Annotated in this window: 11 protein-coding genes, 1 tRNA gene and 1 pseudogene; 11 read left to right on the top strand and 2 right to left on the bottom strand. The window is 32.0% G+C overall.

Translation table 11 applies throughout. The features are described 5' to 3' along the window. Position 1 precedes the first annotated feature (1 nt). The 11 genes and pseudogenes from ACSIGC_RS08060 to ACSIGC_RS08010 all read left to right on the top strand — a co-directional run bounded on the left by ACSIGC_RS08060 (position 2) and on the right by ACSIGC_RS08010 (position 20,249). Entirely contained in the window at positions 2–448 is a 447-nt protein-coding gene (locus ACSIGC_RS08060) for a hypothetical protein (RefSeq protein WP_442267611.1), read from the top strand. 110 nt (positions 449–558) lie between these two features. Next, positions 559–1,102: pseudogene (locus ACSIGC_RS08055) on the top strand (transposase); the annotation flags it as partial. A gap of 616 nt (positions 1,103–1,718) precedes the next feature. Next, on the top strand, positions 1,719–3,743 hold the full coding sequence (locus tag ACSIGC_RS08050; RefSeq protein WP_442267610.1) for a tetratricopeptide repeat-containing sensor histidine kinase: 2,025 nt from the start codon (positions 1,719–1,721) through the stop codon (positions 3,741–3,743). Between the two features lie 2 nt (positions 3,744–3,745). Next, a complete protein-coding gene (locus ACSIGC_RS08045) occupies positions 3,746–4,456 on the top strand; it encodes a response regulator transcription factor (protein ID WP_442267609.1) in 711 nt (236 codons plus the stop codon). A 187-nt stretch (positions 4,457–4,643) separates the two neighbouring features. Then, positions 4,644–14,402 carry a DUF7507 domain-containing protein gene (locus ACSIGC_RS08040; protein ID WP_442267608.1) on the top strand — a complete coding sequence of 3,253 codons (9,759 nt, stop codon included), beginning with the start codon at positions 4,644–4,646 and terminating at the stop codon, positions 14,400–14,402. Positions 14,403–14,412: 10 nt separating this feature from the next. Continuing rightward, entirely contained in the window at positions 14,413–15,333 is a 921-nt protein-coding gene (locus ACSIGC_RS08035) for a PorP/SprF family type IX secretion system membrane protein (RefSeq protein WP_442267607.1), read from the top strand. Between the two features lie 18 nt (positions 15,334–15,351). Then, positions 15,352–17,253 carry an OmpA family protein gene (locus ACSIGC_RS08030; RefSeq protein WP_442267606.1) on the top strand — a complete coding sequence of 634 codons (1,902 nt, stop codon included), beginning with the start codon at positions 15,352–15,354 and terminating at the stop codon, positions 17,251–17,253. A 280-nt stretch (positions 17,254–17,533) separates the two neighbouring features. After that, positions 17,534–18,730 (top strand): IS256 family transposase, encoded by a 1,197-nt coding sequence (locus tag ACSIGC_RS08025; protein WP_442265948.1) that lies wholly within the window; start codon positions 17,534–17,536, stop codon positions 18,728–18,730. 254 nt (positions 18,731–18,984) lie between these two features. Continuing rightward, complete coding sequence (locus ACSIGC_RS08020) at positions 18,985–19,272, top strand: hypothetical protein (protein WP_442267605.1); 288 nt, start codon at positions 18,985–18,987, stop codon at positions 19,270–19,272. Beyond that, positions 19,181–19,510 carry a hypothetical protein gene (locus ACSIGC_RS08015; RefSeq protein WP_442267604.1) on the top strand — a complete coding sequence of 110 codons (330 nt, stop codon included), beginning with the start codon at positions 19,181–19,183 and terminating at the stop codon, positions 19,508–19,510. Before ACSIGC_RS08020 ends, ACSIGC_RS08015 begins: the two co-directional genes overlap by 92 nt. A gap of 671 nt (positions 19,511–20,181) precedes the next feature. Then, positions 20,182–20,249 (top strand) — tRNA-Met (locus ACSIGC_RS08010). Between the two features lie 142 nt (positions 20,250–20,391). Here the strand turns inward: ACSIGC_RS08010 and ACSIGC_RS08005 are convergent. Then, the gene (locus ACSIGC_RS08005) at positions 20,392–21,819 is read right to left on the bottom strand and encodes a S41 family peptidase (RefSeq protein WP_442267603.1); all 1,428 of its coding nucleotides are present in this window, start codon (positions 21,817–21,819) and stop codon (positions 20,392–20,394) included. Positions 21,820–21,979: 160 nt separating this feature from the next. Continuing rightward, the gene (locus ACSIGC_RS08000; protein WP_442267602.1) at positions 21,980–22,633 is read right to left on the bottom strand and encodes an outer membrane beta-barrel protein; all 654 of its coding nucleotides are present in this window, start codon (positions 22,631–22,633) and stop codon (positions 21,980–21,982) included. Between the last annotated feature and the right edge of the window lie 439 nt (positions 22,634–23,072).

Here is a 23,072-nt window from a genome sequence, read left to right as displayed (position 1 = left end):
GATGAAAATCAAGATAAATTGCAAAAATTGTGGTGAAGTATTTAAAAGAAAAAGAAGAAATCAAAAGTATTGCAGTGCAAGTTGTAGAACTATGGCTTGTTACAAAAGAAATAAATATGAGTATGTTTCAGGAGGATATAAAAAGTCTATTAACAAATTAGGAGCTATCAAAACCAAAAAAGAGAATCAGCTTTTACCCAGTGAATTAAATTCAAAACTTGATAGCCTACTTGAAAAAGAAGAAAAAATATTTGATACAAAAAGTATAACAAATACGGTTACAAGTAATTTAATTTCAGATTCAGCTGTTTATGGTCTAAAAAAAATATTTAACCCAAACTCTTTACCTGCTACAAAAGGAGATATAGAAGCAATGTTGATACAAATTCAAGAAATGCAAAGATTATTGATTGAAATGAAGTTTAAGAGTAGGTTTAATGTGAAATAATTTTGTAGGTAATGGTTGTATCTCATAAACTGTGTAAGTTTTTTAAAATATCGGGGTTGAATTCAACCCCGATATTTTTTAAATAATTAATTTTAAAATTTTACACAAAGATTAAACCTGAAGATATATTAAACGACGACTTTTTTAAAACAATTCAGTAACGGTTCAGAGTTAACCAGTTCCCTAAAAGAACTTCATAATCGAGGTGTAGAAAAGATTCTAGATGGAGAATTAGATGCTCATTTAGACTATGAAAAAACATAAGAAAAGTATCACAGGTAATGCTCACAACGGATATTCTAAAAAGAAATTAAAAACTTCATTAGGCGAAATAGAGATACAAGTTCCTAGAGATAAAGAAGGTAGTTTTAGTCCTATACTTATAAAGAAAAGAGAAAGCACCTTTGATGGAGTTGAGAATATCATCATATCCTTATATGCCAAGGGAATGAGTACTAGTGATATTGAAGATCTAATAAAAGAACTTTACGGTTTTAATATCTCTCGTTCTACTATATCTCGAATTACGGATAAAATCACCAATGATATAATAGCTTGTAAGAATAGACCTTTAGAAACCACTTATTTAATTGTATGAATGGTATTGTATTTAAAGTTAGAGAGAACTTTAAGGTTATTAATAAAATTATCTACAGATAATCACAATTTTTTATAGAATCAATATTATTAGAAATCATTTATATATAATAGATGATTATTTAACCTAGTCTCATTATCAAAATATTAATTAACTTAATAAAAAGGTTAGTCTAAATTTATTCAAATATTTAAAAAAACCGTGGAGTCAAGCTAGTTTGATAATTTAATACTCAATATCATCTTCTTTTAGATAAGTCGATAATCTCTTAAAATAATAATAGATATGGAATTCTTTTTTTATTGATTTTATAAATGATTTTAACAAGTACTTCTTGGGTTATTTGTCTGTGGGAAAACCCTTATGCAATAATTTCTTTTAAAGCTAATTTTAGTATTCTTAAAATGTATAGATTCGTTAAAACATTGGGTGAGAACTAACAGTAATTTTTAATGCATAAGATGGTAATCTTTTTACGATTATTGTTAAATGTTAAAATGCCTCTTGAAAATCAAATTCGTTTTGAACTAACTTCTCGTGGTTACTATAAATTCTGAATTTAAGGTAATTAAGTATAGTTAAACCCCTGTTTATTTGAGAGTTTTTTTAATAATATTTATAATTGATTAATCTTTTTTTATAATATTTGTTTTGAATATAAGATTGGTTTTTGTGCGTAAATTTATTATCACTTTATTAGTATTAATTACTATAAGCAATACTTATAGTCAAAATCAGGAAGAATCCTATATTTCTTTAAAAATTGATTCCTTATATAAACTAGCAAGAAAAAAGCGTAAATCAGATATTAAAACTTATAATGATTTAGTTGATACAATTTTTGTTTATTCAGAAAAATCAAACTACAAAAAAGGTATTGCTCAATCTTTGATTTTAAAGACAAATAGTTTAATACATGATGGCGATTATAATAACGCAGAAAAAATAATTGCAAATTTTTTTGAATTACCACAAAATTTGGAAAAAATATATATTAATGAAATGTTATACTATAAATCATTAATACTTTTTTTTAAAAAAAAATATATTGAAGCAGAGCAAAACTTACAAAATGATTTTTCAGATAATTTAAAACAAGATTTTTATGCTGGGTTTGCCTATAGTTTATTAGGAGCTATTAATACTAGAAATAAACAATTAAAAAAAGCAATAAACAATTATAAAAAAGCAATAATTATATACGAGAATACTAACAAATATATATATATACCAAATGTTTTTTCTGAAGTAGCTTTGCTTTATATGAAGTTAAATATGCCTGATTTAGCACTAGATTATTCGAATAAATCTATTGATAAAAAGTTTTTTGCATTAAAGGATGATCAAAGTATTGCAATTTTAAAATCAAATGCTGCACTAATCCAAGTAAAATTGAAAAAATTTGAGAAAGCAGATACTTTATTAAATCAAGCAAGTAATTACTTTGATGCCCAAAAAAGTAGATTATATTATATAAACAATAATAACAGAATAGCAAACTTAGCTTATTATAAAAATCAATATAATAAATGTATTTCTTTAAGTAATAAGATAATTGACCTTAATTTAAATGAGGAATCTATTAATATAGCTAAGTACAATTTAGGACTTTGTTATTTTGAGTTAAAACAATATAACAAAGCAATTAAAAATTTAATTGAAACAGAAAAATACTTAACTCATACAAATAAAATAGTTTTTGAAATTAATGAAGAAGAGCTATACTCTAAATTAACTAATTCTTATTTAAAAATAAAAGACACTTTAAATTACTTTAGATATAAAAATAGTTACTTGGCTATTCAAAATGAAAATTATAAAAGTGAAAAAGAAAATGATCTTATAAAGTTACAATTAGAGTTTGATAAATATATCGATAATTCTGAAATAGAAAAATTAAAAATAAAAAATCAAAAAAATGAATTAAAGGTCAAAACAAGAAATATAATATTACTCATAGGTGTAATATTTACTATTATAATATTTGTTTATACATTAATTTTAAAAAACATTTCTAATAAAAAAGAAAAATTAAATAGTAGTTATAAAAACAGTATTGTTAAACTAGAATTAACTAAAAATGAATTAACCAAAACCCTCAATGAAAAAAATATATTAATTAAAGAGGTACACCATAGAGTTAAAAATAATCTTCAATTAATTACTAGTCTATTAAATCTTCAAGCAAATAAAAAATATAATATTAGTGTTGAAGAGTTTGTAAGTAAAAGTCAGTCTAGAATAGAAGCCATGGCATTGGTTCATGAAAACTTGTATAAAAATCAAAATCTAGAATTTATTAGTTTAGATGTATATGTAAATCAACTTATTAATAATTTAAAGAAAATATATACTAATAAGTTATCAAAAATTAAATTTCATATTTCAATACAAAATACCAGTATTAATATAGATACAGCAATAACTATTGGCCTGATAGTTAATGAATTAATTTTAAACTCATGTAAATATGCATTTATTAATAGTAGTGGAAATATACACATAGAATTTAAAAAGTATAAAAATGATTTATTTATATTAAAAATAAAAGATGATGGGAAAGGTTATGATGTAAAAAATCAAAGTAATAGTTTCGGATTGCAATTAGTAAATTTACTTTCACTACAATTAAAAGCAACTTTAGAAATTACTTCATCTAATATGGGTACTATTAATCAATTAATTTTAAAATTATAATAATGAGTAAAAAAATTATAATTGTAGAGGACGAGTTAATTGTAGCATTACATTTAAAAGAAATATTATCTGAATTTAATTATGATATTATTATAGGAGCAACAACATATGAAGAAGGAGTAAAAGCTATTTTAGCTCAAACGCCAGATCTCGTGTTAATAGATATAAATTTAGATTCAAGCAAAACAGGAGTAGAGTTAGCAAAATTTATAGAAACAAAAAATTTATGTCCTTATATATATATAACTTCATATACAGATAATAAAACATTAAATCAAGTAAAAAAAACATCACCAAGTGGTTATATTGTTAAACCATTTAAATCTGTAGATGTAACTATTTTAGTTCAATTAGTATTAGAGAAGAGTAATAATACAGATTACCTACCATTAAGCATTAAAAACGTAATTCAATACATACAAAATAATATAGATAAAAAAATTGAAATTAGTGAGTTGGCTACATTAACCCAATGGGGTACACAACATTTTTCAAATATATTTAAAAAGTATGTTGGTATTACACCTTATCAATTCATAATAAAAACCAAAATAGATAAGGCAAAACATATAATTGTAACAGAAAACATAAATTTAAAAGACCTAGCATTTGATTTAGGTTTTTCAAGTTATACAAATTTTTTTCATGCTTTTAAAAAGTATGTTAAGACTACACCAGAAAACTACTTAAGAAATAATAGAACTAAGTTATAACATAAAAAACATGTGTTAATATGTTTTTTATGTTATAAGTATTATTGTTTTTTTTTCAACATCTTGTTTTTCAGAGGTTTTTTTTTTTTGTACCATCTAATAAAAGAATACAAAAAGGAGGGACCACATGAAAAAAAATGACATTCGAGAAATAATAATTATTTTCTTGATATGCTTTTTATTAAGTATGTCAAAAGCAGCAGCTCAATCCTCAGTCGGAAGAATATGGACTGATTGGAATGGCTATTGGACGTCAAATGTTGCAACTACAGGAAATAACAGACCTGATAGTTACAATAATTTAACAGCTTTTAGATGGAACGGAACAGTTTACTCAACAGGTGTAAATGATGCAAGTTTAACAGCAAATGGTGTTTCTTTTACACCGGCCAACTTTAAATCATTGCCAATAAGAAGTATACCAACAGGTGGTTTGTTTTTGCAAGGTGCAAGAATAGATGGTACTGTCACGGTAGCAAACTTAATTCCGCCTGTTGCTGGTGCAACGGCAACTTCAGAAGAATACGCCCAAAGGTTAACAGATGGGGTTAAAGGATTAGCCTTGGGCACTGGAGTCGCAAACATACCAGCAGGTCAAACAACATTTCAGTTGCAACCAGGAGCTATTAATATTTCAACAATTAACGATGGTGTGCCAGATCTCTTATTTAATCAAATAGCACAACCATCATCTACTGTTGATAGGATATGGTTTGTAGATTCTTCAGGTAATGTTGTTGGTAATCAGGTTTCAATTTCCTTTTTAGGGTATCCGGTTCTTGGTACATATATATTAGATATTTTTAATCCCGATGGAACTTTATGGGCGGGAGCTAGTAACACTTCTAGGGATATAAGAATGATGGCGTTAGATTATGCTTCCTTGGGTATAACAACAGCAAATGCTTCTCAAGTAGATAGGTTAATAGTTAGGTTTAGCGGTCAGTCAGATATAGGATTTGTGGCGGCTAATGAGGCTTCATTACAAGTGCCAGATCCAGCATTAACAGTAGTTAAAACAGCAACATTTAATGATGCAAACGGTAACAGCTTTGCAGATGTTGGAGAAACCATTACCTATGTATTTACCATTACTAATATAGGTAATATTGCCATAGATAATATAGTAATATCAGATCCTATGCCAGGGTTAACAATATCAGGTAATCCAATCGCTTCGCTAGCGCCAGGTGCAACTAACAATACAATAACAGCTACATATGCAGTCACTCAAGCAGATTTAGATAACGGAAGCGTTAGCAATAATGCAATAGCACAAGGTCTTGCAGTAGATCTTGATGGAGATGGTAATCCAGATACCGTTACTTTTCCCTCAGATGATGATGGTGGAGCTACAGATGCAAACGGAGATGGTAATCCTTATAATGATAGCACAATTATAGGTATGCCAGTAAATCCTGGCATTGGTATTACCAAGGTTGGTGTTTTAAATGATGGCGGAGATGGCTTACAAGCTGGAGATAGTATTGACTATACGTTTGTGGTTAGTAATACAGGAAACGTAACTTTAAGTAGTGTTGTATTGAACGATCCTCTATTAGGAGGAGTTGTATCAGGTCCTGTAAGTGGAGATACAAACAGCAACAATTTATTAGAAGTAGATGAGACGTGGACATATACAGCGAGTTATACTTTATTACAATCAGATGTTGATTCAGGTTCGGTAGTCAATACGGCTACAGTTTCAGGAAGCAGTCCATCGGGTACAGGTGTGAGTGATGATTCAGATGATCCGAACAATCCGACCAATACAGATGCAAACTCAGATGGAGAGCCAGATGACCCTACTGTTGTAGGTTTACCAGAGAGTCCAAGCATTGGTATTACCAAGGTTGGTGTTTTAAATGATGGCGGAGATGGCTTACAAGCTGGAGATAGTATTGACTATACGTTTGTGGTTAGTAATACAGGAAACGTAACTTTAAGTAGTGTTGTATTGAATGATCCTCTATTAGGAGGAGTTGTATCAGGTCCTGTAAGTGGAGATACAAACAGCAACAATTTATTAGAAGTAGATGAGACGTGGACATATACAGCGAGTTATACTTTATTACAATCAGATGTTGATTCAGGTTCGGTAGTCAATACGGCTACAGTTTCAGGAAGCAGTCCATCGGGTACAGGTGTGAGTGATGATTCAGATGATCCGAACAATCCGACCAATACAGATGCAAACTCAGATGGAGAGCCAGATGACCCTACTGTTGTAGGTTTACCAGAGAGTCCAAGCATTGGTATTACCAAGGTTGGTGTTTTAAATGATGGCGGAGATGGCTTACAAGCTGGAGATAGTATTGACTATACGTTTGTGGTTAGTAATACAGGAAACGTAACTTTAAGTAGTGTTGTATTGAACGATCCTCTATTAGGAGGAGTTGTATCAGGTCCTGTAAGTGGAGATACAAACAGCAACAATTTATTAGAAGTAGATGAGACGTGGACATATACAGCGAGTTATACTTTATTACAATCAGATGTTGATTCAGGTTCGGTAGTCAATACGGCTACAGTTTCAGGAAGCAGTCCATCGGGTACAGGTGTGAGTGATGATTCAGATGATCCGAACAATCCGACCAATACAGATGCAAACTCAGATGGAGAGCCAGATGACCCTACTGTTGTAGGTTTACCAGAGAGTCCAAGCATTGGTATTACCAAGGTTGGTGTTTTAAATGATGGCGGAGATGGCTTACAAGCTGGAGATAGTATTGACTATACGTTTGTGGTTAGTAATACAGGAAACGTAACTTTAAGTAGTGTTGTATTGAACGATCCTCTATTAGGAGGAGTTGTATCAGGTCCTGTAAGTGGAGATACAAACAGCAACAATTTATTAGAAGTAGATGAGACGTGGACATATACAGCGAGTTATACTTTATTACAATCAGATGTTGATTCAGGTTCGGTAGTCAATACGGCTACAGTTTCAGGAAGCAGTCCATCGGGTACAGGTGTGAGTGATGATTCAGATGATCCGAACAATCCGACCAATACAGATGCAAACTCAGATGGAGAGCCAGATGACCCTACTGTTGTAAGTTTACCAGAGAGTCCAAGCATTGGTATTACCAAGGTTGGTGTTTTAAATGATGGCGGAGATGGCTTACAAGCTGGAGATAGTATTGACTATACGTTTGTGGTTAGTAATACAGGAAACGTAACTTTAAGTAGTGTTGTATTGAACGATCCTCTATTAGGAGGAGTTGTATCAGGTCCTGTAAGTGGAGATACAAACAGCAACAATTTATTAGAAGTAGATGAGACGTGGACATATACAGCGAGTTATACTTTATTACAATCAGATGTTGATTCAGGTTCGGTAGTCAATACGGCTACAGTTTCAGGAAGCAGTCCATCGGGTACAGGTGTGAGTGATGATTCAGATGATCCGAACAATCCGACCAATACAGATGCAAACTCAGATGGAGAGCCAGATGACCCTACTGTTGTAGGTTTACCAGAGAGTCCAAGCATTGGTATTACCAAGGTTGGTGTTTTAAATGATGGCGGAGATGGCTTACAAGCTGGAGATAGTATTGACTATACGTTTGTGGTTAGTAATACAGGAAACGTAACTTTAAGTAGTGTTGTATTGAACGATCCTCTATTAGGAGGAGTTGTATCAGGTCCTGTAAGTGGAGATACAAACAGCAACAATTTATTAGAAGTAGATGAGACGTGGACATATACAGCGAGTTATACTTTATTACAATCAGATGTTGATTCAGGTTCGGTAGTCAATACGGCTACAGTTTCAGGAAGCAGTCCATCGGGTACAGGTGTGAGTGATGATTCAGATGATCCGAACAATCCGACCAATACAGATGCAAACTCAGATGGAGAGCCAGATGACCCTACTGTTGTAGGTTTACCAGAGAGTCCAAGCATTGGTATTACCAAGGTTGGTGTTTTAAATGATGGCGGAGATGGCTTACAAGCTGGAGATAGTATTGACTATACGTTTGTGGTTAGTAATACAGGAAACGTAACTTTAAGTAGTGTTGTATTGAATGATCCTCTATTAGGAGGAGTTGTATCAGGTCCTGTAAGTGGAGATACAAACAGCAACAATTTATTAGAAGTAGATGAGACGTGGACATATACAGCGAGTTATACTTTATTACAATCAGATGTTGATTCAGGTTCGGTAGTCAATACGGCTACAGTTTCAGGAAACAGTCCATCGGGTACAGGTGTGAGTGATGATTCAGATGATCCGAACAATCCGACCAATACAGATGCAAACTCAGATGGAGAGCCAGATGACCCTACTGTTGTAGGTTTACCAGAGAGTCCAAGCATTGGTATTACCAAGGTTGGTGTTTTAAATGATGGCGGAGATGGCTTACAAGCTGGAGATAGTATTGACTATACGTTTGTGGTTAGTAATACAGGAAACGTAACTTTAAGTAGTGTTGTATTGAACGATCCTCTATTAGGAGGAGTTGTATCAGGTCCTGTAAGTGGAGATACAAACAGCAACAATTTATTAGAAGTAGATGAGACGTGGACATATACAGCGAGTTATACTTTATTACAATCAGATGTTGATTCAGGTTCGGTAGTCAATACGGCTACAGTTTCAGGAAGCAGTCCATCGGGTACAGGTGTGAGTGATGATTCAGATGATCCGAACAATCCGACCAATACAGATGCAAACTCAGATGGAGAGCCAGATGACCCTACTGTTGTAGGTTTACCAGAGAGTCCAAGCATTGGTATTACCAAGGTTGGTGTTTTAAATGATGGCGGAGATGGCTTACAAGCTGGAGATAGTATTGACTATACGTTTGTGGTTAGTAATACAGGAAACGTAACTTTAAGTAGTGTTGTATTGAACGATCCTCTATTAGGAGGAGTTGTATCAGGTCCTGTAAGTGGAGATACAAACAGCAACAATTTATTAGAAGTAGATGAGACGTGGACATATACAGCGAGTTATACTTTATTACAATCAGATGTTGATTCAGGTTCGGTAGTCAATACGGCTACAGTTTCAGGAAGCAGTCCATCGGGTACAGGTGTGAGTGATGATTCAGATGATCCGAACAATCCGACCAATACAGATGCAAACTCAGATGGAGAGCCAGATGACCCTACTGTTGTAGGTTTACCAGAGAGTCCAAGCATTGGTATTACCAAGGTTGGTGTTTTAAATGATGGCGGAGATGGCTTACAAGCTGGAGATAGTATTGACTATACGTTTGTGGTTAGTAATACAGGAAACGTAACTTTAAGTAGTGTTGTATTGAATGATCCTCTATTAGGAGGAGTTGTATCAGGTCCTGTAAGTGGAGATACAAACAGCAACAATTTATTAGAAGTAGATGAGACGTGGACATATACAGCGAGTTATACTTTATTACAATCAGATGTTGATTCAGGTTCGGTAGTCAATACGGCTACAGTTTCAGGAAGCAGTCCATCGGGTACAGGTGTGAGTGATGATTCAGATGATCCGAACAATCCGACCAATACAGATGCAAACTCAGATGGAGAGCCAGATGACCCTACTGTTGTAGGTTTACCAGAGAGTCCAAGCATTGGTATTACCAAGGTTGGTGTTTTAAATGATGGCGGAGATGGCTTACAAGCTGGAGATAGTATTGACTATACGTTTGTGGTTAGTAATACAGGAAACGTAACTTTAAGTAGTGTTGTATTGAATGATCCTCTATTAGGAGGAGTTGTATCAGGTCCTGTAAGTGGAGATACAAACAGCAACAATTTATTAGAAGTAGATGAGACGTGGACATATACAGCGAGTTATACTTTATTACAATCAGATGTTGATTCAGGTTCGGTAGTCAATACGGCTACAGTTTCAGGAAACAGTCCATCGGGTACAGGTGTGAGTGATGATTCAGATGATCCGAACAATCCGACCAATACAGATGCAAACTCAGATGGAGAGCCAGATGACCCTACTGTTGTAGGTTTACCAGAGAGTCCAAGCATTGGTATTACCAAGGTTGGTGTTTTAAATGATGGCGGAGATGGCTTACAAGCTGGAGATAGTATTGACTATACGTTTGTGGTTAGTAATACAGGAAACGTAACTTTAAGTAGTGTTGTATTGAACGATCCTCTATTAGGAGGAGTTGTATCAGGTCCTGTAAGTGGAGATACAAACAGCAACAATTTATTAGAAGTAGATGAGACGTGGACATATACAGCGAGTTATACTTTATTACAATCAGATGTTGATTCAGGTTCGGTAGTCAATACGGCTACAGTTTCAGGAAGCAGTCCATCGGGTACAGGTGTGAGTGATGATTCAGATGATCCGAACAATCCGACCAATACAGATGCAAACTCAGATGGAGAGCCAGATGACCCTACTGTTGTAGGTTTACCAGAGAGTCCAAGCATTGGTATTACCAAGGTTGGTGTTTTAAATGATGGCGGAGATGGCTTACAAGCTGGAGATAGTATTGACTATACGTTTGTGGTTAGTAATACAGGAAACGTAACTTTAAGTAGTGTTGTATTGAACGATCCTCTATTAGGAGGAGTTGTATCAGGTCCTGTAAGTGGAGATACAAACAGCAACAATTTATTAGAAGTAGATGAGACGTGGACATATACAGCGAGTTATACTTTATTACAATCAGATGTTGATTCAGGTTCGGTAGTCAATACGGCTACAGTTTCAGGAAGCAGTCCATCGGGTACAGGTGTGAGTGATGATTCAGATGATCCGAACAATCCGACCAATACAGATGCAAACTCAGATGGAGAGCCAGATGACCCTACTGTTGTAGGTTTACCAGAGAGTCCAAGCATTGGTATTACCAAGGTTGGTGTTTTAAATGATGGCGGAGATGGCTTACAAGCTGGAGATAGTATTGACTATACGTTTGTGGTTAGTAATACAGGAAACGTAACTTTAAGTAGTGTTGTATTGAACGATCCTCTATTAGGAGGAGTTGTATCAGGTCCTGTAAGTGGAGATACAAACAGCAACAATTTATTAGAAGTAGATGAGACGTGGACATATACAGCGAGTTATACTTTATTACAATCAGATGTTGATTCAGGTTCGGTAGTCAATACGGCTACAGTTTCAGGAAGCAGTCCATCGGGTACAGGTGTGAGTGATGATTCAGATGATCCGAACAATCCGACCAATACAGATGCAAACTCAGATGGAGAGCCAGATGACCCTACTGTTGTAGGTTTACCAGAGAGTCCAAGCATTGGTATTACCAAGGTTGGTGTTTTAAATGATGGCGGAGATGGCTTACAAGCTGGAGATAGTATTGACTATACGTTTGTGGTTAGTAATACAGGAAACGTAACTTTAAGTAGTGTTGTATTGAACGATCCTCTATTAGGAGGAGTTGTATCAGGTCCTGTAAGTGGAGATACAAACAGCAACAATTTATTAGAAGTAGATGAGACGTGGACATATACAGCGAGTTATACTTTATTACAATCAGATGTTGATTCAGGTTCGGTAGTCAATACGGCTACAGTTTCAGGAAGCAGTCCATCGGGTACAGGTGTGAGTGATGATTCAGATGATCCGAACAATCCGACCAATACAGATGCAAACTCAGATGGAGAGCCAGATGACCCTACTGTTGTAGGTTTACCAGAGAGTCCAAGCATTGGTATTACCAAGGTTGGTGTTTTAAATGATGGCGGAGATGGCTTACAAGCTGGAGATAGTATTGACTATACGTTTGTGGTTAGTAATACAGGAAACGTAACTTTAAGTAGTGTTGTATTGAACGATCCTCTATTAGGAGGAGTTGTATCAGGTCCTGTAAGTGGAGATACAAACAGCAACAATTTATTAGAAGTAGATGAGACGTGGACATATACAGCGAGTTATACTTTATTACAATCAGATGTTGATTCAGGTTCGGTAGTCAATACGGCTACAGTTTCAGGAAGCAGTCCATCGGGTACAGGTGTGAGTGATGATTCAGATGATCCGAACAATCCGACCAATACAGATGCAAACTCAGATGGAGAGCCAGATGACCCTACTGTTGTAGGTTTACCAGAGAGTCCAAGCATTGGTATTACCAAGGTTGGTGTTTTAAATGATGGCGGAGATGGCTTACAAGCTGGAGATAGTATTGACTATACGTTTGTGGTTAGTAATACAGGAAACGTAACTTTAAGTAGTGTTGTATTGAATGATCCTCTATTAGGAGGAGTTGTATCAGGTCCTGTAAGTGGAGATACAAACAGCAACAATTTATTAGAAGTAGATGAGACGTGGACATATACAGCGAGTTATACTTTATTACAATCAGATGTTGATTCAGGTTCGGTAGTCAATACGGCTACAGTTTCAGGAAACAGTCCATCGGGTACAGGTGTGAGTGATGATTCAGATGATCCGAACAATCCGACCAATACAGATGCAAACTCAGATGGAGAGCCAGATGACCCTACTGTTGTAGGTTTACCAGAGAGTCCAAGCATTGGTATTACCAAGGTTGGTGTTTTAAATGATGGCGGAGATGGCTTACAAGCTGGAGATAGTATTGACTATACGTTTGTGGTTAGTAATACAGGAAACGTAACTTTAAGTAGTGTTGTATTGAACGATCCTCTATTAGGAGGAGTTGTATCAGGTCCTGTAAGTGGAGATACAAACAGCAACAATTTATTAGAAGTAGATGAGACGTGGACATATACAGCGAGTTATACTTTATTACAATCAGATGTTGATTCAGGTTCGGTAGTCAATACGGCTACAGTTTCAGGAAGCAGTCCATCGGGTACAGGTGTGAGTGATGATTCAGATGATCCGAACAATCCGACCAATACAGATGCAAACTCAGATGGAGAGCCAGATGACCCTACTGTTGTAGGTTTACCAGAGAGTCCAAGCATTGGTATTACCAAGGTTGGTGTTTTAAATGATGGCGGAGATGGCTTACAAGCTGGAGATAGTATTGACTATACGTTTGTGGTTAGTAATACAGGAAACGTAACTTTAAGTAGTGTTGTATTGAACGATCCTCTATTAGGAGGAGTTGTATCAGGTCCTGTAAGTGGAGATACAAACAGCAACAATTTATTAGAAGTAGATGAGACGTGGACATATACAGCGAGTTATACTTTATTACAATCAGATGTTGATTCAGGTTCGGTAGTCAATACGGCTACAGTTTCAGGAAGCAGTCCATCGGGTACAGGTGTGAGTGATGATTCAGATGATCCGAACAATCCGACCAATACAGATGCAAACTCAGATGGAGAGCCAGATGACCCTACTGTTGTAGGTTTAAATTTAGTTTCAAGTGTTGCTATCATAAAGACAGCAGAGTTTAATGATGAAAACAACAATGGTATAACTGAAGAAGGTGAGACAATAAGTTATTATTTTACAGTGGTAAACACTGGGAACACAACTTTATTTGATGTAAGTGTAGATGATCAATTACCTAATATAATCCTTACAGGAAATGTAATAGAAGTTTTATTACCTGGTGAATCAGATTCTACATCATACTCAGCGATATATACAATAACTCAAGAAGATCTAAATAATGGATTTGTGTCTAATCAAGCTATTTGTATAGGTTTTAATTCTAATGATGAAGAGGTTTCAGATTTATCAGATTTTGAAAGTCTTACAAATGATAACCCAACAATAGTTCCATTAGAAAATGATGATGTAATTATTTACAACATATTTACTCCAAATAATGATGGTGATAATGACTTATTTGTAATTGGAGGTATAGAGAGTTTTCCTAACAACAGATTAGAAATATTTAATAGATGGGGTAACCTTGTATATAAGAAATCTGGTTATGATAATACGTGGAATGGTACTTCAAATGGAAGAGTAACAATACAAGTAAATGAGAAATTACCAACAGGAACATATTATTATGTACTTGATTTAGGTAATGGATCTAAACCGAAGGTTGGTTGGTTATATATTAATAGATAAAAAATAGAATATGAAAATTAAATATATTATAATCGGGTTTTCGTTATTGTTCTCCAGCATTAAGGGAAATGCCCAACAAGATCCACAGTATACACAATACATGTATAACACTATGAGTGTAAACCCTGCTTATGCAGGTTCTAATGGACATACTGTTATTAATGTTTTAGCTAGAACCCAATGGGTTGGTGTTGATGGAGCACCAGACACACAGACTTTAAGTTATGATACTCCACTAGGTTATAGCGGAGTAGGTTTAGGAATTAATTTGACTAATGATATTATTGGACCATCAAAGGAAATTTATTTAGATGCAAATGTTTCTTATTCGATAAGAACTAGTAATGAAGGAAATTTATCATTTGGATTAAAGTTAGGTGGTAGACATTTAAATATTGATTGGGATAGAGGTTTAGTACAAAATGTAAATGATAAACGTTTACAAGGAAATGTTAGTAGGTTTTTACCAACTATTGGTGCAGGTGTTTACTACTACACAGATAAATGGTATTTGGGAGGTGCTATACCTAATTTTTTGAAAACAAACCATTATAACGATAACTTTAATGGAGGAGATATTGCAGAAGAGCGAATGCACTTTTTTTTCATAGGAGGTTATGTATTTAATTTAAATGAAAATTTAAAATTTAAACCTGCAGTTTTAACAAAAGTAGTTAATGGTGCTCCCCTTTCATTAGATATTTCTGCTAATTTTTTAATTAAAGAAAAATTTAATGCTGGATTAGCATGGAGATGGGATGATTCTATTAGTGCACTTTTAGGTATTCAAGCATCAGAAAACTTACATATTGGGTTTGCATATGATTTAACAACATCAAATTATAGTAATTATAATTCAGGCACATATGAGTTAATGTTACGTTGGGAAATATTTAAAGATTTAATTCCTAAATCACCTAGATTCTTCTAAACCCTATAAAGTTAAATTATGAAAAAAATAATAGTTTTAATATTAATGTTACTATCGTCTTTAGCTTTTGGTCAAAGAAAGTATGCGGCGGATAGATATTTCAAAGAATTTGCTTATAAAAAATCTGCAGAACTATATAAGTCAATATATAATAAAGGTGATGACACATATTTGGTTTTAAGTAGGTTGGCAGATTCTTATTATTTTAATTCAGAATATAATGAAGCTGAAATTTTTTATGAAGCTTTAATGAATAAATATTATTCAGATGCTACATCGGAACATATTTTTAGATATGCACAAACCTTAAAGTCTAATGGGAAAATTAATGAGTCTGACAGATGGTTATTAAAATTAAAAACTTTAAAGGAAGATAGTAGAGCAATTGCGTTGGAGAATAATGAAAATTATTTTATTGAGTATTCTAATAAGCCAAAAACTTTTATAGAAGTAAAAAACCTGTCAAGTAACACAGCTTTTTCTGATTTTGGAGGATTTATTTATAACGATAAACTTTATTATTCATCATCAAAACCATTAAGTAAAAATAAAAAACTTTATAAATGGAATAATCAACCATATTTGAATATATACCAAGTTAATCATAATTATGAAAATCTCGATGTTGCTACCCCTGAATTGATTAATGATCTTACTTCAGAATATCATGAATCAAATTTGATATTAACAAAAGATGGAAATGTAGCTTATTTTACCAGAGATAATTTTGATGGGAAAAAATTAAAAGGAGATGAAAATAGAATATCTCATTTAAAAATTTATAAAGCAGAAAAAAAAGATAATAAATGGATCAATATTATAGAATTGCCTTTTAATAGTAATTCTTATTCATGTGGTCATCCAGCATTAAGCTTAGATGAAAAAACGCTTTATTTTGTTTCTGATATGCCTAATGGATTTGGAGGTACAGATATTTATAAAGTAGATCTTTTAGAAGATAATAAGTTTGGAGAACCAAAAAATTTAGGTAAGAATATTAATACTGAATCTAGAGAAATGTTTCCATTTATTGATGTAAACAATACTTTATACTTCGCTTCTGATGGACATTTAGGTTTGGGGGCTTTAGATATTTTTGAAACCAAATTTGAAAACGGTAATTATACTAAACCTGTTAATGTAGGGGCTTCTATAAACGGACCATTTGATGATTTTGCGTTTGTAATTAATAAAGAATACACAAAAGGTTATTTTTCTTCAAATCGTAAAGGAGGTAAAGGAGATGATGATGTATATAGCTTTGTAATTTATAAATGTAAGGAAGACATACAAGGTTTTGTTACTGAAAAAAATACTAATAAACCATTAAATAATGTTAAAGTTAGATTGATAAATGAGTATGGTGAACCGGTTAAAGAACAATTAACAAATGAAAGTGGAGGTTATTCATTTAAGTACTTAGACTGTGAAAAAAAATATACAGTAGTAGCTTCTAAAGATGATTATAAACACACTAAAGCCGATGTAATAACAAGAGATGTTGATAAAAAAATTATAAACAAAAATATACAGTTAGAATCATTGATTGTTGAAAATCAAATTGTAATTAATCCAATATATTTTGATTTTGATTTATTTAACATAAGAGAAGATGCTGAATATGAGTTAGAACATATTGTTTCTGTAATGACAAATCATCCTAATATGGTAATAAAAATTGAATCACATACAGATAGTAGAGGATCTAAAGAATATAATAGAAGCTTGTCCGATAAAAGAGCTAAATCAACTCGAGATTATTTAATATCGAGAGGTATATCAATTAATAGAATTCAAAGTGCTAAAGGTTATGGAGAGGATATTTTATTAAATAATTGTAGTGATATTAATATAAATAAATGTTCTGAAAAGCAGCATCAGATAAATAGAAGATCAACTTTTTATATTTTGAAGAATTAAATTTAACTGGATTTTTTTATTTCATTTGATTGGGATTCTAAAAGTACAATTAGTGAGCAAAAGTTCCCCCCGGTATAATACATATTATATCGCTTTTGCTCCTTATTAATTTTTTAAAAATTATACTTTAAATACTTTAGAGCAAATAAGGTCCCCCCCCCTTACAGCACTATGTCAAAATAGGTAGTATCTCATAAACTGTGTAAGTTTTAAAAATATCGGGGTTGAATTCAACCCCGATATTTTTTTTAAATAATTAATTTTAAAATTTTACGCAAAGATGAAACCAGAAGATTTATTAAACGATGACTTTTTAAAACAATTCAGTAACGGTTCAGAATTAACTAGTTTTCTAGAAGAGCTTCATAAACGTGGTATAGAAAAGATTCTAGAAGGAGAATTAGATGCTCATTTAGACTATGAAAAACATAAGAAAAGTAGCACTGGGAATGTTCGCAACGGATATTCTAAAAAGAAATTAAAAACCTCACTAGGCGAAACAGAGATACAAGTTCCTAGAGACAGAGAAGGCAGTTTTAACCCTATGCTTGTCAAGAAAAGAGAAAGTACCTCTGATGGAGTTGAGAATATCATCATATCCCTATATGCCAAGGGAATGAGTACTAGTGACATTGAAGATCAAATAAAAGAACTTTACGGTTTTAATATCTCTAGTTCTACTATATCTCGAATTACAGATAAAATCACCAATGATATAATAGCTTGGAAGAATAGACCATTAGAAGCTACTTATTTAATTGTTTGGATGGATGGTATTGTTTTTAAAGTTAGAGAAAACTCTAAGGTTATCAATAAAACCATCTATATGGCAGTAGGCTTAAGAACAGATGGTAAGAAAGAAGTGCTAGGCTTATGGTTGGGTAAAAATGAATCGTCTGCTTTTTGGATGACCGTATTAACCGACATTAAAGCTAGAGGAACTCAGGATATATTGATAACAGCTACCGATAATTTAAATGGCTTTACTGATACTATAAAAACAGTTTTCCCTAATTCTACTACTCAAATATGTGTAGTTCATCAAATTAGAAATTCTTGTAGATATGTCGTGTGGAGAGATAAAAAAGCTTTTACTCTTGACATGAAGCAAATCTACACAGCGCCCACTAAAGAAGCCGCTAAAGCAGCTTTAGAAGACTTTAAAATCAAATGGAACTCAAAGTACTCTTATGCCATAAAAAGCTGGGAAAATAACTGGGATGAACTTACGGTGTTCTTTGACTTCCCTGTTGAAATTAGAACTATAATTTATACCACAAACCTAATCGAAAATCTAAATGGGAAAATTAGAAAATACACCAAAAATAAACTCTCATACCCAACAGATGAAGCTGTAATTAAATCTGTGTTCTTGGCTTTAAGACAGAGTACAAAAAAATGGACAATGCCCGTTAGAAACTGGGGGATTATTCTTAACCAGTTTTTGGCTATATTTGAAGACAGGATTAAGATTTAAAACCTTAACCCTGATATTTTGAACTTACACACTTTTTGGGATAGTGTCTCAAAATACATAGTGTTGTTTGCTCTATTTGTTTTATTCCTTTTAATTTGAAATATGAGTACGTTTCTAAAAATATGTCGAATAAAATCAAATGAAATAAAAAAATTAATGTTGTTAAAATTCAACAATAAAATATAGATTTTTTGAAAAAATAAGTTTACATCTTTATCTTAATGTTTCAAGTTGTTTAGGCTCAGGAAATTAGAATGATTGATAACAAAGGAACTATTAATACAGTTAGAAATAATCAAGTAACAACATCTAATGTTCAGCCAATAAATCCATTAAAAAACGATGTTTGGTTTGATAATACAGATACTAATAATTCGATAACTAAAATATGGGATGGTAATGTTTGGAGAGCTATAGGAATTGAAAGTAAAACCTTAATTCTAAACAGGGATGACGGAAATTTTCCAACAGCAACAAATAACTTTTTTAATCTGCCTCTTAGTACAATACATATACAATTTATTATACCGCGTATTATATAACGTAACTGGGACTGGAGAAGTTACCATTTTAAAAAAAGGAAACTATTTAATTTCTGGTGAATTATCAACTACTAATATGCCAAGTGGGGATATAAAATTTATATTAGCTGTGTTTATAAATGGTGTTAGGCAAGGTTATCTATCTAGAGGTTTTGCTAGTATACCAAATCAAGATTTTTGGGGAACTACAGGAACATTAATGTACCCTTTAAATGATAATGATATTATTAATATATAATACGTTATTAATGCAGGAGGTAGAACACTTAACGCTAATTTCTTAAACATAGGTATTACAAAATTGTAATTATTAAATAGAGGGTAGAAACCCGCCATTAAAACTATAAATTTTAACTGTTTAATTACTAAAATTAAAAAGAAAGCTATCACATTTTACTTATGATGGAAGGAAAGATTTAATAATTTAGATAAAGAATTTAAAATAGAAGATGAATAAAATTCCTAATAACAGAAACTAATTTTACAAAGATTAAAAAAGGTACTTTTAAGCTCTAGTGTTATATAACTCTTTAATTTTAGTACAGATTGATTCAGTAAGAAGTATAACTATAAACCAAAATTGAAGTTAAGAATAGTCTTATTCCTTTTTATTTGGAATATGTTTACATTTGTACTAATTTATCTAATAAAATCATATATTAAAGAGCAATTTTGTTATAAGTTAACAATATAATGTCGAGTTTTTTAAAAAACCTAATAATTATTATGTAAAGTAAATTACGATAAAATTTAGTAATTATCCTACATAAACAATTTTCATATACATAATGTTTTACTATACATAATGTTGTAGTATTACCAGATAATTATTCTATATTTGTTTAATAATAATGTTTAATTTACAGTAAACAATATCGTAAACGATTTTATAAGATTAAAGCATAAAATAGCGAGAAAAAAGGTGATTCTTCGAACTCATAACCCGAAGGTCACAGGTTCGAGTCCTGTTCCCGCTACTAAGCTTGAGCTTTTAAAATCAACGGATTGTTTATGGACAATCCGTTTTTTTATACCTGTATTCATATTCGTTTAGTTTTAATTACTAAGATTATGATTTTCTCATAAAGGCCATATTATTCTTGTTAGACGTTAAAAGCGTTATTTTTTTTCTAACACGCTAATTGCTTTTAATATGTTTTTTTTGTCAATATCTAAATCATTCACGATACTCCTGAAAAAAGCTTGTCTGTCTTTGGGGTAATTTAACTCGTAATCAACTGGAATTCCAATGTTTTCATAAGCTTTACCATTATTATCCATATATATTTCATTTGAAATTGCAAAAGACCAACCATTTGGAAGTGTCTTTTCTAATGCTGTTGACATTGCTCCTGATGTCTTAGAGCCAATTCTTTTTGTATTATCCATTGCCAATGTTGCTATAGAAAAGGCTTCTGCAGCACTTCCTGTTTGTTGAGATGTTAGAATATAAACAGGTTTGTTATATGCATTTTTAGTTCCTTTGATGTATAAAGGGAGTACATTTGTTAGCTCATTACCATTTCTTAATTGTTGGGTTGCTATTTGCAGTTTTTCTTTTGAAATAAATCGACTCAATATCTCAAAACTTACGGCATCTTGACCGCCACCATTGAACCGAACATCTATAACTATAGATTCCATTTCAGAAAGATCTTTCATTATTTTGTCTAATTGTTTAGATATTCCAGCAATTTCTTTTTCAATATAGTTTCCTTCATACATTTTATGAAAAGTTCTCACATAGGCATCTACATATCCTATGTCGTTAATTAATTGTTTTGGGATATTTAAATCTGCAAATAACCACATCGCTTTAACTTGAATAAATCCGATGTTGTCAGTCATTTTTCCCCATTGAATTAACCAAGAATCTTTTGTCATTTCTTGAATCAAATGATGTTCTGCTACCATTTGGGCAACTTGAAAATCTCCATACTCAGGGAGTTGTTTTGATTCAGTTTCTTCTATTTGTTCTGATTTACTTTCTAATAATTTATAAACTTCATCAGTAGCTTCAAGAAAGGCGTGATTATCATTAAGTATTTCTAATGTTTCATTAATTACGTTGTATAGCTCAACATCTGTTGATCTTTTCGTTAACTTTTTCTTTTGCTGATTATATATATTATGCCAATTTATATTATTTAGCTCTAAGAAAGCATAATGTTCTTTAACAGTTTCAGCAAATACTTCAAAATTATAAATAGGATTTTTATTTTTAAGGTCAGTTTGAGTTTTGCATAATTCTATTTGATTACTTTTTGTGAATTTATATGTAATAACTCCTTTCTTTAATTCAAGTGTGTCATTTTTTAAAGTTAATGATTTTTGTAATTCTCTGAAACTCCCTTTTCTACTTGGTAAACAAGAAATATTAGTAACGTCAAAAAAACTATAATTTGTGCTATCTATGATTTGCAAAACCCAACCTGAACCAATTGATTTCCATGTTCCATTTACTGAAAAGTTTTCTTGGTTAGGTTTTTTGTTACAAGAAAAAATAGTGACTAGAATAATAACTATTATTAAAATTTGTTTTTGCATAATTTTGTTTTTCTTTTTAACTACACTTTGTAATTAGTATGTTTTCTTTATAATAGTGATGGCTTGAAACGTAAGTTTGTTAGTTTTTTATTAAGTGTTTTTTGATTTTAATATAGTACTGTCTGAAGAATATTTTATGCCATAGTGTTGGCATCAGCTATTATTTAAGTCTATATCCAATTGTCAAATTTATAGTAAAAGTATCTATGGTTACTTCTCTACCATTTGTAGTATTTTCAGTTTCCCAATTTGCAACTTTTGTAAAATCTAAATAGTAATCTGCTCTCAATCCAAGTTGAAAGTTTGAAGTGTCATATTTTAATCCTCCACCAAAAATTAATCCAAGCGATGTGCGTTTTAACTCATTAATATCTTTAAGGCTTTCAAAATGCGTGCTACTATTTATTAAATAATCAAATCGAGGTCCAAAACTTATAAATGGAGAAATATTCTCTTTTATTTTATACTTGAAATCAATCGTAGTATTAATTGATAAATAATCCAGTGATGGTTTCTCTGTAACTATCTGTCCCGTAAATTCCCCAAATTGGTTGGTAAGTTGAATTTCATCTTTACCACCTTTTCTAATCATTCCAATGTTGCTAGAAAGATTGAAATACTGTTTGTCGAAATAATCTAATCCAACAAATATGGAGTATCCGATTAATGTTTGGGTATAAAAAGAATTGTCATTAATCCCTGATAGTTTCCAATTAAGTTTTGATATCGATGTTCCTCCTTGAATTTTTAAAGTTTGTCCATGTGTAATAACTGTAAAAGTCAATACTATTAATAGTAATCCGGCCTTTTTCATATTTAATTGTTATTTATGTGGGATGTAGTATATGTGTTAGGTTACAATTTTAAATGTTTATAAGAGTTAGTTGTCAACTAAGGCTATCTTTAGTAATTATGACGGATTCAGATTTATTTGAATCCGTCATAATTGTGGTTAAATATCATCTTTGTTTTAATGATTACAGTGTCTCAGACAAATATCTTCAATAATATTATCTCCAATAGTTTTATCAATAGTGTAGCTTAATTGACTTGTATTAAAGCTATGTTCAAATTCGTAGGTAAATTATATACAATACATATAGATATTCTGTTTGAATATCAGTTTTTTAACTTCTTTTAAGTTTAGAAAAGATATAATTGTATATTTTGATAACTTTTTACTTTAATATATGAGGTATTAATTATGGATATATTCTGAATATTTTCATACTGAATGGTTAAAAATGATAATA

Source organism: Tenacibaculum aquaeponti, from assembly GCF_052084715.1.
GTDB lineage: Bacteria > Bacteroidota > Bacteroidia > Flavobacteriales > Flavobacteriaceae > Polaribacter.
Note: the sequence above shows the minus strand (reverse complement) of the source record. Positions and strands in the feature narration are given on the sequence as shown.